Here is a 15,448-nt window from a genome sequence, read left to right as displayed (position 1 = left end):
CTTGGGCGTCCATCGGCGCGGAAACGACCCAGCTCGCCAGCGTGCTGGCTGCGGTCGGCGCGACGCACGGTACCGCCCTCGTCGTCTTCGACGAGCCGCCCACCGGGTGGACGGCTGCGACATGCTGTAGGCGCCCTACCCGATCACCCTTTACGTCTGCCCGGGGCCGGCCTCCACACCGCCGTCATCGGAATTGCGGTGGACGCGCTCAGCTCGCCGCGCCCGGGCGCAGCACGTACACCTGCCAGTTGGTCGGGGCGGCAGGGCGGCACGCCACCAGCGGGGCACGTGACCGCAGACCTAGCCCGGTGCGCCAGCGGGCTGGCGCCCGTATGTACCCTCGACCTGCCGCAACAGCACCTAGTTGGACCTCCCGTGCTAGAAGTGGCTGGGTGTTGGCCTCCGGTTGCGCGCACGAGGTGACCCTGCTCCTTGAGGACCGCCTCATCGCAACTGGTCAGACGGCCGACTCGGCGTCCGCCGGTTGCGGCCGTATCTTCGGACGTTCCGCTAACGTGACCGAGTCGGGGCCACGCCGACGACACGAGCGCGCGCAAGGATGGGGTCAGTTGGTATGAGTAATGAGTAACTCGGGGCTGACGCCCCTTCGAAAGGCATGCGTGCCGCGCGAAGACGTTCTTCAGGGCGGACTCGCCGACAACCACTTCGCGGCCCAGTTGGACAAGGTGCTCCGAGACGCGGAGCACTACCCGGTCTACGGCGACGCCGACGCCTTCTTTGCACAGACCTACCCCACTTCAGGGCTCAAGACGTTGCTGTCCAAGACCTTCGGCAGGGTGACAGGCGCGAAGGGTGTCTCAGGAGAGAACGGGGTTCTACGCCCGACGACCTCGTTCGGTGGCGGTAAGACCCACGGCCTGACCGCCGTTTACCACCTCGCGAAGGGTGCCCGGCCCGAGAACATCACGGAGTTCCTCGACATCGCGCTGTTGCCTGAGGGACCGGTGCAGGTGGCAGCGCTTGTAGGGGATGCCCTCGACCCCTCCGCCGGTGTCGAGACCGAAGGCCACCGCACGTTCACGCTCTGGGGTGAGATGGCAGCCCAGATTGGCGAAAGCGCCTTCGAGGCGATGGCAGCCAACGACTCTCAGCGCACTGCCCCAGGCACGGGCACCATCAAGGCTGCCTTCAGGGGGAATCCGACCATCGTCATCGTCGACGAGATTGCCAAGTACATCCGAGCGGTGTCGTCCTCTGGCAGCGAGGACGTACGGCGCATGTCTCGCGCTATTCCGGTCTTCCTCGGCAACCTGTTCGAGGTCGCCTCCGACCCGACCAACAATGTCTCGGTCATCATCACCCTCGCCGCGACAACAAATGCCTTCGGTGCTGAGACGACTGAAATCAGTGAACTGGCCGGCGACGAGAAGGAGAAGGCCGACGCCGCCAATGCGGCATCAGTCAAGGCAGCCGAGGAGACCGGGGACGTCCTGACCCGCGCCGTTCAGCCGTCCGCTGTCATCAAGCCTGCCGACGACAACGAAATCGGCGAGATTCTCAAGAAGCGCCTCTTTGCCTCGGTCGATGCATCCGCTGCAAAGGCGGCCGGAGCGGCATACCGGAGCCTGTACGAGACGCTCACCCAGACCGAGCAGTTGGCCGGTGGCGCGGAGCATTCCACCACCTACGGCGAACTGGTCGCCAAGACCTACCCTTTCCATCCCGAACTCGTCCGCGTTCTTGACAAGCGGCTCGGCAACATCACGCAGTTCCAGCGAGCCCGTGGCGCGCTCAAACTCCTCGCGGAGGTCGTCGCGACCATCTACAACGCGGGCGATGACGCCGCCATCATCAATGTTGGCGACATCGACTACGCCAACGAGCCGGTGCTCAACCACCTGACCGATGGCCTCGGCCGCGCCGAATACGCGTCGGTCGCCCAGGGCGACTTCGCCGGACCGAAGTCCCACGCGGCTGCCGTCGACGCAGACGTTTTTCCCGGCAAGCCCGCCTACGCAACCCGTGTAGCCCGCACTGTCTTCACACACTCGTTGGAGATGGTCGCTACTTCCGGTGCTGGACGCAATGACTGGGTGGTCGGCACGCTGCGCCCTGGCGAAGACGCCACCATCTTCGAGAAGGCACTCACCGAGTCGGAGAAGGTCTTCTGGCACCTCTCGTACGACGGCAGCCGTTGGCGCTTCAGCATCGAGCCCAACGTGAACGCCATCATCGAGAGCGAGAAGCGCAACGTCGCTAACACCGCGGTTGCCGCGATGGTCGACACGCTCATCCGCAACGCGTTCAGCAACGACGGCGGCGCGAAGGCCATCCACTTCCCGACCGGCCCGGTCGACATCCCGGACGAGGGCAGCCTGCGAGTGGTCGTGCTCGACTCCAACGTCGTCACGGTGACCCAGAAGGGCGCGGACCAGCCGCCTGCCATGGTCGTCGAGATGCTCGACAAGGCGGGCTCTGTTGGCACACCGCGCAAGTTCCGGAACTCGGTGGTCTTCGCCGTTCCGGATGAGGAGCAGGTCGAGGTCCTCAAGGACCGCGCGCGTGCCCTCATCGCCTCGAACAACCTCGCCAGTGACGCGGCGCGACTGGCGCAGTTCAGCGACGAGGTCCGCAAGAAGGTCGAGATCTACAACAAAGAGGCCACGCTCAACGCCCGCATCGCCGTGAACCGGTGCTACAAGCACATCTACTACCCATCGAGCGACAAGAACACCGGCTACCTCCGGCACCGCGAACTGCCTGCGCAGGCCCAGGGCGACCCGAAGAACGCCACGTCAGCGGTCCTGACGTTGCTGGACGACGAGGGCAAGATTCGCAGCGACGGGTTTACCGCTTCCTACCTGCGGTCGAAGACCTGGCCAAACGTGCCGGCCACAACAACCAGGGTCATCGTCGACTACTTCTGGACCGACCACAACATCCAGATCGTCCGCAACCCGGCGCTCATCCGCGAAGCCATCGGCAACGGCATCAAGAACGAGAACTGGGTCTACTACGACGGCAGCACCGGCAAGTCGTACACCGCGCACACCATGGCTGGCCTCTCGGTCGAGATGAAAGCCGACACCGAGGTCATGACCGCAAGCGAGGCGCAGTCCCGTGGTCTCTTGGTGCGCAAGCCGACCCAGACCGACCTGCGGGCGGTCCTCACAAGCGATGACCTCACCGGTGCGGAGGTCCGCACGCGTCTGGAGGCACAGTGCGGCGGCGAGCCATCGAAGGCCGACGTCCTCGACCTCCTCGCTACCGCTGTCCAGTCGAGCGACTACAAGTGGTTCGTCGTTCTCGACACCGAACCTGCACCTGGCGTCCGAGCACTCTCCCCGTCGGCCATCAAGGACAAGGGCCTCGACTCCCTCCGCGTTCTCATTCGCGAAGCGGCAGACACCGCTGGCGTCGAGGTGCCGACCCGCACCGCAACCTCGAAGACATTGACCGCCGGTGGTCCTGGCGGCTCCGCCCTGCAGAGCCTGATTGACCAGGTGTCCGACTACACCATCCAGACTGTGAGCACCATGACGCTCAAGGTCTCCGCCGACGAGGCATCCGGGATGGGCGACATAGACCTCGCGGTGGCGTCGTTAGGGATGTTGCAGAAGCAGGCCATCAGTGTCCGCTCCACCATCCGCGCCGAGTTCAAAGGTCTCGCCGGGGGCATTCAGTTCCAGGGCACGGCCGACCGGCAGAGCTTTCAGTCGGCCTACAACCACGCCAAGAAGGCCCTCGCTGGCGCGACCAAGGCGGTTGGGGACCTCACGCTCACCTTCACCTTCGACCCAGCGCTGGACATCAGCGACGCCCAGTTCACACAGATACACACGGTCGTGAAGAATCTCGCCATGAAGAACACGGCAATGACGGCGGAGGTGACCAAGTGAGCGCACCGAAGCGCATCCGCCCCACGGTGCGTCTCGCTGCAGTCGAAGGGGTCCGTGGTTTTCGCCTGGTCGTCACGCCCGGACGTGGTGAGTCCTACGGAGTCTCGCTCGAAGAGACCTACGGCGAGACCGGGACCACCATCACTGCTCCGGTCACCACGGCGAAGCCGGTGCAGACCGGCCGCGTCGTTGACGCACTTTTCGCAGCTGTGCGGAGGGCCGGTCACCAGCCCAGCGTGCTGTCCTTCACCCGCAAGGCACCCATCCGACTGGGAGAGGCCGAGGGCGTGCGCCTGACACTCGTTCTCCTAGCGACGCAGCCCATCAGCAAGCACGAGCGGGTTCGCGCGCTCGTCGCCGGTATCAACGCCATGAGTACCGAGGAGACGTATTACTGGTACTCCAAGTGCATCGGCATCGACGCCAACCGCGCCCGCAAGGCTCTCCGCATCCTCCTCGCAGACAACTGAAAGAAGCACGTTGAGCACTCCCAAGCCTCGCGTCCTCATCGAGGACTGGCTCCCCGTCGCCGAACTCGGTATTGAGTCTCGCCGCGAGCGAGCCGTCGTAACAGCGCTTCCAGCGCTGAATTCGTTGCACATCTGGTGGGCACGTCGGCCGTTGGTCGCTTCAGCAGGGGTGGTCCTAGCGGGCCTACTGCCCGCGTGGTCTGAGAATCTCGCGGCTGCATTCCCCGAGGCAACGGAACTGCGCGAGGAGGACGCCTATCGCAGGTGGCTGCTTCACCTCATTGGCATCTGGGGAGACCCAGTCCTGGCCCGACGGACCCTCGACGCAGCCAACGCTGCGGGAGTCAAGTTGACCGGCAATGGTTACGGCTATAAGCAGGCGTTTCGTAATCCCATTCCTCGCGACGACATCGACTTGCTCCACGACGTATTGAGACATACATGGGGCGAACTGCCGACGGTAGTTGACCCAACGGCGGGTGGGGGGTCTATCCCCTGGGTGGCATCTCGCCTGGGACTGCCAGTGGTAGCGAACGACCTCAACGGTGTCGCCGCGAGCGTGCTGAAAGCAGGGGTCGAAATTCCGGCGACCACCGGAACCGCCCTGTTACCAGACCTCAAGAAGTGGGGCAACACCCTTGTCTCGCGAGTGGAGCAGAGCCTGAAGGAGTTTTTCCCGCTGCAAAACGGTGAGAACGTCATTGCTTACGTTTGGGCGAACGCCATCACCTGCCCACGCACCGGCCGCATGGTCCCGCTTCTGCCGAATAAGTGGCTTCGCAAGACTCCTGGCAAGGAGGCCGCGGTGCGTCTCGTGACAGAGATTGATGGTGTCGAACTTCGGGAGCCCCGGTTCGAGGTCACACTCGGGCGTCAAGTAGACAAAGTCGACGCGGCTCTAGGGACAGTCAGCCGTGGCAAGGCGGTTTCGCCTTACGACAACCTGGTCATAGGCGGCGACTACATCAAGGACGAGGCTCAGGCCGGACACATGAGCCAGATGCTCTACGCCGTCGCGATTCGCAGCGCCAGTGGTGAACGGACGTTTCGCGCCCCCACTGACGACGACCTTGAAGCAGTCGCGAAGGCGAACGAGCGCTTCGATTCTGTTAAGAATGAATGGCTGGCGTCAGGGGCGCTTCCGACTGAAGAATTCCCCGAGGGAAATGACCTGCGCCCCAAGCACTACGGCCTCGCGCACTGGGTGGATTTCTTCTCCCCGCGACAGGCCCTAGTTCACGGCACTTTCTGCACCGAGTTTGCAAAGTTGATTCCTGAGGTGCACGAGGCGCTAGGCGAACGCGCCGATGACGTACTATTCGAGTTAGCCCTGATGCAGAGCAAGGCCCTCAACTGGAACTCTCGACTTTCATCCTGGAATGTCGGCCAACAGACAATGCGAAGTGTGTTCGACAGGCACGACTTCGCGTTCAAGTGGACATTTGCCGAGTTCGAGGGAGCGACGGCACTGTTCGGGTGGTGCCTGACCCGGCTCGTCGCCAACTACCAGGAGATTGCCACACTGCTGGACGAGACCGGCGCTACCGACCTCGGACAGCAGGACCGCGTCGCTCGGCCGGTCCTCGTGACGCAAGGGAGCGCTGTTGACCTCGCAATAGAGGACGGAACGGCCGCCCACATCTGCATGGACCCGCCCTACTACGACAACGTCATGTACGCAGAACTGGCCGACTTCTTCTACGTCTGGGAGAAGCGGACTCTTGGCCACCTGGTCCCAGAGTTCTTCGCAGACGACCTCACGGACAAGGAGAACGAAGCGGTCGCGAACCCGGCGCGTTTCTCTGCCATGGGCAAGCGCAAGAAGGAACTCGCTGACCTGGACTATGAAACGAAAATGACGGCCATCTTCGCGGAGGCTCGGAGGACACTCCGCGATGACGGCGTTCTTTCTGTCATGTTCACTCACAAGCGTGCAGAAGCCTGGGACACGCTTGGCATGGGTCTCCTGCAAGCAGGTTTCACGATCGAGACCTCCTGGCCTGTCAATACAGAGAAGGAAACCTCCCTGCACCAGGCGAACATGAACTCAGCCGCATCGACCATCATGCTCGTCTGTCGCAAACGCGATGAGCGCGGTAATGGCCACAAGGTCTATCTCGACGACATCGAGAGTGACATCCGGCAGGCAGCGCGAGAGGCGGCAACCCGCTTCCAGCACGACGGCATCGAAGGCGTTGACTTGCTGCTCTCGACGTATGGACCAACGCTCTCCGTCATCTCGCAGAACTGGCCCGTCTACTCGTCAACCCCCGACGCGGAGGGCCGCGACCAGTTGCTCCGGCCAGAGGACGCGCTGGCGCTGGCACGCGAGGAAATCGTCGACCTGCGCCGTTCGCGTCTGGTGGGTAAGGCTGCGAAGGTGGACAGCCTCACCGACTTCGTGCTGCTCGCCTGGGACACGTTCGCGGCGCGCGAGTTTCCCTTCGATACCGCACGCCTGCTCGCGCTGGCCGTCGGCGGGCTCGATGTGGAAGCCTTGGAACGCGCCAAGGTGGTCTCGAAGTCCCCAGGTGCGGTCACGCTTCTCGCGCCGAAGGACCGGCTCCGCCGTGGTGGAGACAGGGAACTGCCGGGCGTGAAGCCCGAGGCTTCTTCGTTCGAATACGTCATCGACGCCGTCGATACAGCGCTGTACATCGCCGAGGTGGACGGAATGCAGGCCGCAAAGCGCTTTCTCGACCGGCACGGATACACGTCGAACGGCTCCTTCATCTCAACTGTTCAGGGCCTCGTCAACGCCATCCCGCGCACCAAGGTCAAGGGCTCCTGGGTCGTCCCAGAGGCGGGTCTCCTGGACACTCTGTGCACGCTCTACTTCGAGGACCTGACGCTTCCTGATGCCGAGGAGATGGCCTCCCTCGTGGCAGACGAGCCCGACGCCCTCTTCGTCGTGGAGTGACGTGACCCAGGAGTTCAGCGACGCCCTCCCACCTGTTGCACCGGCCCCTGGTGCGTCGGAGCAGGGGGGCGTCTTCCCCCACGACCCTGCGACGGCCGAGGAGTCATTCCGGACCGTCTCGCTGAAGTCGACGTACTCGCCAGACGACGACCCATTCGAGACGTTCTACCTGCCCCTACTTACGCGCGCGGTGGCGTACGACCGTGCCGTCGGGTACTGGTCCGCCGCTGAACTCCAATTCGCAGCCCAGGGCACGGCGCACTTCCTCGCTAACGGCGGGCGCATGCGCCTCATCGTCGGCGCTCAACTCATCCAGAAAGACGTCGAGGCCCTCCTCGCCGGAAAGCCGCTAGATGATGTGGTTGCACAGCGGTTGCTCGACGACCCTGACCTGGAGGGGACGAAGATTATCCAGAGCGAGCACCTCAGTGTGCTGGCCTGGATGGTTGCCACTGACCGTCTGGAGATTCGGGTCGGGATACCTCAGGACGGCGACGGGCACCTGTTGACTCACCGGGAGTCAGGTCGCTATTTCCACACGAAGTACGGCATCTTTGCGGACCGTTACGGCAATAAGGTCGCCTTCAACGGCTCCAACAACTCGTCGGTGACCGCGTGGGTGAAGAACCACGAGACTTTCGACGTCTACCCGTCCTGGAACATCCCGATTTGGGAGTACCTCGGAGACCACAAGGTCCGCGACTTCGACAAGCACTGGAACGAAGATCCCGACGCGGGGTGGGCCGTCATCGACCTGCCCTCGGCGGTCAAGCAGCACCTCATCGAGAACGCGCCCGATGCGCCACCACTGCCGCCCGTCCCTCTCGTGCCTCCGGACGCGCCCGACGTGCCCGGTGAAGACGAGGACGTCGAGGAGGCAGACGTCGACTTCGAAGCGGCGTGGGCTGAACTGGTCGACCTCCGCGACGCGCCTACCAAGTCCCGATGGGCGGGAGTCGGCACGGCCTGGGCGCAGCCACTCCCCCATCAGGCTGAACTCATCCACCGCGTTGTCTCGACATACCCGCGCGGTTACCTCTTCGCGGACGAGGTTGGGCTCGGAAAGACCATCGAGGCTGGTCTGGTCCTCCGGGAATTGTTCACCTCTGGTCGCGCTCGGAAGGCGCTCCTGCTTGTACCAGCTTCGGTGATGAAGCAGTGGCAGGAGGAACTTCATGAGAAAATGAACCTGGATGTCGCCCGCTACGACAAGGGCGGATTCCTCGACCGGTTCGACCAGCCCATCGACGTGGACACAAAGGCCAACCCGTGGTCTGCATTCCCCATCGTGCTCGCGTCTTCTCACTTGGCTCGGCGACGGGACCGTCGCAAGCAACTACTCGACGCAGGTCCTTGGGACGTCGTACTGGTCGACGAGGCACACCACGCGCGCCGCAAGGGCTCCAAGCCGACAGATTCGCCGAACTCGCTCCTCGCGCTGCTGCTGGAGATGCGCGACAGGCAGATGTGGCAGGCGTTATATCTCGCCTCCGCGACTCCTATGCAGATGCACGCGCACGAAGCTTGGGACCTCATCTCGCTGCTCGGTCTCAAGGGCAAGTGGGGGGAGATGGCGTTCTTCTTCACTCAGTACTTTGTGATGCTCGGAGACCCGCCCCAGAACCGGGGCTGGAAAATGCTCTGCGAGATGCTGCACGACTACTTCTCGGACCCGCAGGCGGACCGTGACTTTGAACTCGAACGTGACATCGAGGACGCCCTTGGATGGGCCAGCTCGTACGCCGTGACCGGTCTCGCCCACAACCAGCCGAGCGCGGACATGAAGGCCCAGTTCCCGAACGAGACATCCGAGTGGATGGACAAGTGGCTGCGACGTCACACGCCGATGCGCGATCGAGTGTTCCGCAACACCCGCAAGACAATGCGTGATTACCAGGCCGCGGGCATCATCCCCGAGTCCGTGGTCATTCCGCACCGCCATGTCGACGACGAGTTCATCCCGCTCGCCGCTAACGAGCGGCACCTGTATGACCGCATCGAGGAGTACATCCGTCGCCACTACAATGCCTACAAGAACGACAAGGGCAACAAGGCGCTCGGCTTCATTATGACGGTCTACCGCCGGCGCCTCACCTCGTCATTCGAGGCCATCAGGCGGTCCCTTCAGCGTCGTCTCAACGTCCTGGAGGAGGGCAGGAGCCTTGGCGAACTGCTCACCGACGACGACAACTTCGACCTCGAGGACTCGCTCTTCGACCCCGAGACGTTCGACGTGCGCTCGGACCGGCTGCGCGACGAAATCGCCGAACTCCGGTCCTTCCTCGCTGAACTCGGCACCATCACGGGCGAGGACACTAAGGCGACTCGTCTGGTGAACGACGTCAACACCGCCCTGATGTCTTACTCGTCTCTCGTGGTCTTCACGCAGTACACCGACACCATGGACTACGTACGAGAGCGCCTCATCGCCGCTGGATATAAGAAGCTCGGCTGCTACTCCGGACGTGGCGGCGAGGTCTACAACGCCAAGACGAAGACTTGGACCGGGGTCACCAAAGTCGAGATCAAGACCATGTTCCGCAGCGGTGAACTCGAAGTCCTCATCGGCACGGACTCCATGAGTGAGGGCTTGAACCTCCAAACCTCAGGGCGGCTCATCAACTACGACATGCCCTGGAATCTGATGCGCGTCGAGCAGCGCATCGGCCGTGTAGACCGCATCGGAGCGTCTTATCCGGACATCCGCATCAGCAACTACTTCTACGCCGACACCGTGGAGGAGCAGGTCTACAAAGGCATAGCCGAAGACTACGGCGACTTCACGCACATCGTCGGGGAAGCTGCCCCCGTGCTCGCCAACGTGGAGAAGGCCATCGAGCACCTGGCCCTCGCCGTAAATGCCTCACTCGACGACGTCGCAACCCAACTCGATAGCATTCGTGACCAAGCGGAGGCAATTAAGAGCCAGCCCGTGCAGAGCAACGACATCGGTACACCTGCGGAGAGAGGATACATAAACGCGCCACCGATACTTGTTGGAGCCGTCACCCCGGTGGACTTGGAGCAAACGCTGTCGTCGAATGACCTTACGATGAACTGGTTAAAACCGGACCAGGTCCGCCCGCGTGTGTATCGATTGCAACTCCCGGTGGGTGAATCACCGTGGCTATCGTTTGCTACGTCGGATGGTGTTGCCGTTGCCGGGGACTACTTGCATAGCGCGGACCCCAGTGTCGTACCGGTGACTTTCGACCGTGAAACCTGGGAGCAAAGCGGGGACCCGAGCCTGGTATTCCTAACCTATGGGACCCCTGAACTCGCCGCCCTGCTCCCGCGATTCGATAGCAAGCTGTAGGCGCGGGGCAGATCTGATTGCATTTGCTCAGGCGGCCGAGCTAGGTGTACTGACTCCGCACGTTGTTGACGGCGTGGTGTCTTGACGTGGGGAGGACCTCCGGGCGGAGTGGGTGTGTCTGACGCACGCACTCACCACGGAGGTCCTCGTGTCTCATGCTGATGCCCGCACCACAATCTATGCCGGCCAGCTGATGGTGGATCGGTATCGGCCCGGGCGGCCGGGGTGGCCGAGCAGCTGGGGGTTTCGGGGGCCACGGTGCACAAGTGGGTGCGTCGCCAGGCCCAGCCGGACCGGCGGGTTGGTCGATCGCTCCCGCCACCCGCGCACCAGCCCCCCGCCGCAGCGGCACCGCGGTGGAGGCTCACCGGGATCCGTTACGAGCGGCGGTTGCCCTGGGAGCTGGTGCGCGTGGACGTGAAGAAGCTCGGCCGGGTCCCCGACGGAGGTGGGTGGCGGGTGCACGGGCGCAGCGAGGCCGGCCGCGGCCGCGGCAACGGCTATGACTTCCTGCACGTGGCCATTGAGTGCACCGCCCTCGGGATTCGGCGTCGCTTCACCAAGCCGGGGTGTCCCTGGACCAACGGCAAGGCCGAGCGCCTCAACCGCACCCTGCTCACCGAGTTCGCCTACGCCCACCCCTGGACGTCCGACACCGACCGTCTCACCGCCCTGGATACATAGTCTGCTGGGCCTTGCACGGGCCCGGTAGCGCTCGTGAATCCCAGGGCATCAGCGCAGACTTCGCCGCGTAAATAAGCACCTCAAACCGCGTGGCCCTAAAATTGCCGAAATCCCCCCAGGAGAACCTGAGGGGATTTCGGTGGTGGTAGCGGGGGCAGGATTTGAACCTGCGACCTCTGGGTTATGAGCCCAGCGAGCTACCGAGCTGCTCCACCCCGCGTCGCTGTCAGCGTGTTGATTCGTTCCTTGCTGACAAGAGGAACACTACCGGGCCGCCGGGTGCGGGTGCAAATCCCGCACCCGGCAAACCAGTATGTTCTGCGTCACTCTCTGTAGTTAGCCGCCCGGCTGGGGCGCCGGCGCGGGAGCCGACGTGGCCGGAGCGCTCGCTCCGTTGCCGGACGACGTCCCGTTGCCGCTGGTCCCGCTCCCGGTGGCCGCCTGGCCGTTGGCCTGCTGGTACGCCTTCACGGCCGCGTCCAGCTTGGTCAGCGCCTGCCCGAACTGGCCGAAGTCACCGCTGGACTGTGCCGTCTTCAGCTCGGCCAGCGCGTTGTTCAGGTTGGTCACCGCCTGCTCCACGCTCTGCCCCGAAGGCGCAGGGGTGCCCGCCGACGGTGCCTGCGGCGCGGTCGGTGTGGCGGTCGAGCCCCCGGGCGCCGGGCTGGCCGGCGCCGTGGTGCCCGAGCCCGCCCCGGCCCCGAACACCTGGTCCAGCGCCTCCGACAGCGTGGACGCGTAACCCACCTGCCCGTTGTAGCTGACCAGCACACGCGCCAGCTGCGGGAAGGACGAGCTCTGCGCCGAGCGCTCGATGTAGAGCGGCTCCACGTACAGCAAGCCACCCTGACCCACCGGCAGCGTCAGCAGGTTGCCGTACTCGATCTTGGTGGACTGCTGCCCCAGCAGGTTGCGCTCCTTGGACACCGACGGCGCCGAGAGCATCGAGTTCTGCACCTGCTGCGGACCCTGCGTCTGGGTGTCCGTGGGCAGCTTGAGCACGGTGATCTGCCCGTAGGTGTCCGGGTCAGAGCTGGCCGTCATGTACGCGGACAGGAACTCCCGCTTCAGCCCCACCAGCGCGCTGGTCAGCTGGAACGAGGACTTGCCGGTCTGCGGGTCGGCCGCCTGCACGTAGTACGGCGGCTGCGGCGCCTTGCCGTTGTTGTTGTCCACCGTCGGGTCGTCCGGAACCGACCAGAAGCCGTTGTTCTGGAAGAACTCCTTGGGGTCGCTCACGTTGTAGCGGGTGAGCAGGTCGCGCTGCACCTTGAACAGGTCCTCCGGGTATCGGAAGTGCGAGCGCAGCTCGTCGGAGACCTCGCTGGCCGGCTTGACCACGCCCGGGAACACGCCCTGCCAGGCCTTGAGCACGGGGTCCTTGTCGTCGTTGGCGTACAGCGTCACCGTGCCGTCGTAGGCGTCCACGGTGGCCTTCACCGAGTTGCGGATGTAGGACACCTGCTTGTCCGGCGCCTGCCGCACGCCCGGCGAGGCCGCCAGGCTGTCCGCCGTCGCCGCCTCCAGGGAGGTGCGCTGGGCGTAGGGCAGGGAGTCCAGCGTGGTGAAGCCGTCCACGATCCACTGGATGCGCCCGTCCACCACCGCCGGGTAGGTCTCGCTGTTGGTGGTCAGCCACGGCGCCACGGCGTGCACGCGGTCGCGGGGGTCGCGGTTGAAGATGATCTTGGACTCGTCGGTGACGGCGCTGGAGAACAGGATGTTGCGCTCGCCGTACTTGGCGGCGAAGGCCAGCCGGTTCACCCAGCTGCCGATGTCCACCCCGCCCTTTCCGTCGTAGGTGAAGCTGGAGGAGTCGGTGTCGTACTCCCGCGGCGCCGCACCCTCGACGTCGCCGACGATGGCGTAGTCAGGGTTGGACTTGCCGATCAGCTCGCCGTAGTAGATGCGCGGCTGGTCCACCGGGATGGTCTGGGACTTCGAGTTGAGGTCGCTCACCGAGTACACCGGGTAGCCCCCGGTGCCGGTGCCGGCGTCGGTCAGCGCGGCGTTGACCTTGTTGGCCTGCGCGGCCACGAAGCCGTTGCCGTGGGTGTAGACGGTGTGCTTGTTCACCCAGTTGACCTGGTTGCCGGTCAGCGCGTTGGGCGCCAGCTCCCGGGCGGCCACGATGTAGTCGCGCAGCTCGCCGTCGGTCTCGTAGCGGTCCACCGACAGCGTGTCCGGGAAGCCGTAGAAGTTCTTCAGCTGCTGCTGCTGGGTGAAGGTGCGGGAGAGCACCGTGGGGTCGAGCAGGCGCACGTTGGAGATGGTGGCGGTGTCGGTGGCCACGTCCGCCGGCGCCACCGTGGCCGTGCCCGGGTAGTCCACGTAGTTCACCTGCTCGTCGGTGATGCCGTAGGCGGCCCGGGTGGAGTCGATGTTGCGCTGGATCGACTGCGCCTCCCGGTCGGGGCCGTTGGGGTTGACCGAGAACTGCTGCAGGATGGCCGGCCACGCCGCGCCCACCAGGATGGAGGAGAACACCAGCAGTGCGGTGGCCAGCGCCGGCACCCGCAGGTCGCGCAGCACCACGCCGGCGAAGAACGCCGCCGCACAGATCACCGCGATGCACAGCAGGATCAGCTTGGCCGGCAGCACAGCGTGCAGGTCGGTGTAGGAGGCACCGGTGAACTGCGGGTTGCGGTCGCTGGAGAGCAGCTCGTAGCGGTCGAAGAAGTAGGCGACGGCCTTGACCAGCACGAAGGTGCCGGCCAGCACCGCCAGCTGCACCCGCGCCGCCGTGGTCAGCCGTCCACCCCGCCCGGCCAGGCGCAGCCCGCCGAACAGGTAGTGGGTGACCAGGCTGGCCAGGAAGGCGAGCACCACCGCGACGAAGACCCAGTCGATGAGGAAGCGGTAGAAGGGCAGGTCGAAGGCGTAGAAGCCGAGGTCGAGCCCGAACTGCGGGTCGGTCTGGCCGAAGCTGGTGCCGTTGAGGAACAGCTGCACCAGCGCCCAGTCGGACTGCCCCACGGCGCCGGCGATGACGCCGACCACCACGGGAATGCCGATGCCGAACAGCTTCAGCCGGCTCATCACCGCGGTGCGGTAGCGGGCGATCGGGTCGTCCGGCCCGGACACCGGCACGAACACCGGCCGGGTGCGGTAGGCCAGGTACAGCGCCCCGAACGTCACCGCGCCGATGAACAACCCGACGACGAGAAAGAGCACCAGCTTGGTGATGAGGACCTTGGTGAAAACCCCACGGAAACCGAGGGCCCCGAACCACTCCCAGTCGATGTAGGTGTTGAGGAAGCGGGAGCCACCGAAGACGAGCACCAGCAGCACGACGCCGGCGGCCAACAGCCACCGACTCCTTCTCGACAATCCGGACATACCAGTGGGTGGGCGCACGGCCACGAAGCCACACTCCAAGCAGTCGCACGGCGCTGGGCGCCGCTGGGTGGTGTCACCGGTCTGACAATTCGGTGATATCGCGCAGTCTACTGACGATGCTGCGTCTCAGCCGCCCGCTTCGCCCTCAGCGCAAGCCCCTGGGCTGCACAGTGCCCGATTTGTCCCCCGCCTCCGGCGGCCCGGATGCCCGATTTGTCCCCCGCCTCCGGCTACCCCTGGGACCGCCCCGCGCCGACCCTGGGACCATGGAGCCATGAGCCTGCTGTCGCCGTCCGCCCTGTCCACCTGCGTGCGCGAGGTCGTCGCCTTCGTGGACGACGCCGGGTGGGACCAGCCGCCGCAGCTGTTCGCCCTGGTGCCCACCGCCGAGCTCCTGGAGCGCGAGCCCGACCTGGCCGAGGGGCTGTCCAGCGACTCCGAGCTGACCCCGGTGGCCCAGGAGCCCCTGCCCGGCGGCACCGAGGGCGGCTCCCCCGAGCTGGACGAGGCACTGGCCGGGATCACCTGGCCGGAGGCCGTCGCCGGCTGCGTGCTGGTACAGGAGATCCTCATCCTGCCGCCGGAGGCCGAGGCCGAGCTGGACCAGGTGACCGAGCAGACCGCCGACGAGGCCGAAGCCGAGCGGGTGGCCCTGCAGCTGGCCGCCGAGCACCCCGAGCGGCAGGAGGCCCGGCTGGTGGCAGCAGTGCTGCGCGGCGGGGAGTCGCTGTGCCTGCTGCAGCTGCGCCCCGACGCAGCGACGTTGGCCGCCGACCCCGACGCCGAGCCCGAGCTGCTGGAGCACCCCGAGCTGGCCCCCAACCTGGTGGCCGCCCTGCAGGCGACCCTGGAGGAGTAG

General features: G+C 65.1%; 7 protein-coding genes and 1 tRNA gene. 6 read left to right on the top strand and 2 right to left on the bottom strand.

The annotated features are described in order from the left end of the window. Positions 1 to 620 precede the first annotated feature (620 nt). From AC3YO9_RS07305 to AC3YO9_RS07285, 5 genes are all read left to right on the top strand, one after another. The gene (locus AC3YO9_RS07305) at positions 621 to 3,860 is read left to right on the top strand and encodes an ATP-binding protein (RefSeq protein WP_489982697.1); all 3,240 of its coding nucleotides are present in this window, start codon (positions 621 to 623) and stop codon (positions 3,858 to 3,860) included. Next, on the top strand, positions 3,857 to 4,330 hold the full coding sequence (locus tag AC3YO9_RS07300; RefSeq protein ID WP_489982696.1) for a DUF7680 family protein: 474 nt from the start codon (positions 3,857 to 3,859) through the stop codon (positions 4,328 to 4,330). The genes AC3YO9_RS07305 and AC3YO9_RS07300 overlap by 4 nt, the downstream gene beginning before the upstream one ends. 10 nt (positions 4,331 to 4,340) lie before the next feature. Further along, positions 4,341 to 7,250 (top strand): DUF1156 domain-containing protein, encoded by a 2,910-nt coding sequence (locus tag AC3YO9_RS07295; RefSeq protein WP_489982695.1) that lies wholly within the window; start codon positions 4,341 to 4,343, stop codon positions 7,248 to 7,250. A gap of 1 nt (position 7,251) precedes the next feature. Then, positions 7,252 to 10,566: an SNF2-related protein gene (locus AC3YO9_RS07290; RefSeq protein WP_489982694.1), complete on the top strand. Its 3,315-nt coding sequence runs from the start codon at positions 7,252 to 7,254 to the stop codon at positions 10,564 to 10,566. 405 nt (positions 10,567 to 10,971) lie between these two features. Further along, a complete protein-coding gene (locus AC3YO9_RS07285; protein WP_489982693.1) occupies positions 10,972 to 11,250 on the top strand; it encodes an integrase core domain-containing protein in 279 nt (92 codons plus the stop codon). Positions 11,251 to 11,393: 143 nt separating this feature from the next. Here AC3YO9_RS07285 and AC3YO9_RS07280 read toward each other — a convergent pair. Both AC3YO9_RS07280 and AC3YO9_RS07275 read right to left on the bottom strand, forming a co-directional pair. Then, positions 11,394 to 11,470: transfer RNA gene (locus AC3YO9_RS07280), tRNA-Met, on the bottom strand. Between the two features lie 116 nt (positions 11,471 to 11,586). Further along, the gene (locus AC3YO9_RS07275) at positions 11,587 to 14,613 is read right to left on the bottom strand and encodes a UPF0182 family protein (protein WP_489982692.1); all 3,027 of its coding nucleotides are present in this window, start codon (positions 14,611 to 14,613) and stop codon (positions 11,587 to 11,589) included. A 250-nt stretch (positions 14,614 to 14,863) separates the two neighbouring features. Here AC3YO9_RS07275 and AC3YO9_RS07270 point away from each other — a divergent pair, with 250 nt between their 5' ends. Then, a complete protein-coding gene (locus AC3YO9_RS07270) occupies positions 14,864 to 15,448 on the top strand; it encodes a PPA1309 family protein (RefSeq protein ID WP_489982691.1) in 585 nt (194 codons plus the stop codon).

Source organism: Rhodococcus sp. Z6_132, from assembly GCF_058133635.1.
The sequence above is the reverse complement of the archived record's forward strand: the minus strand, read 5'-3'. Positions and strand labels throughout refer to the sequence as shown.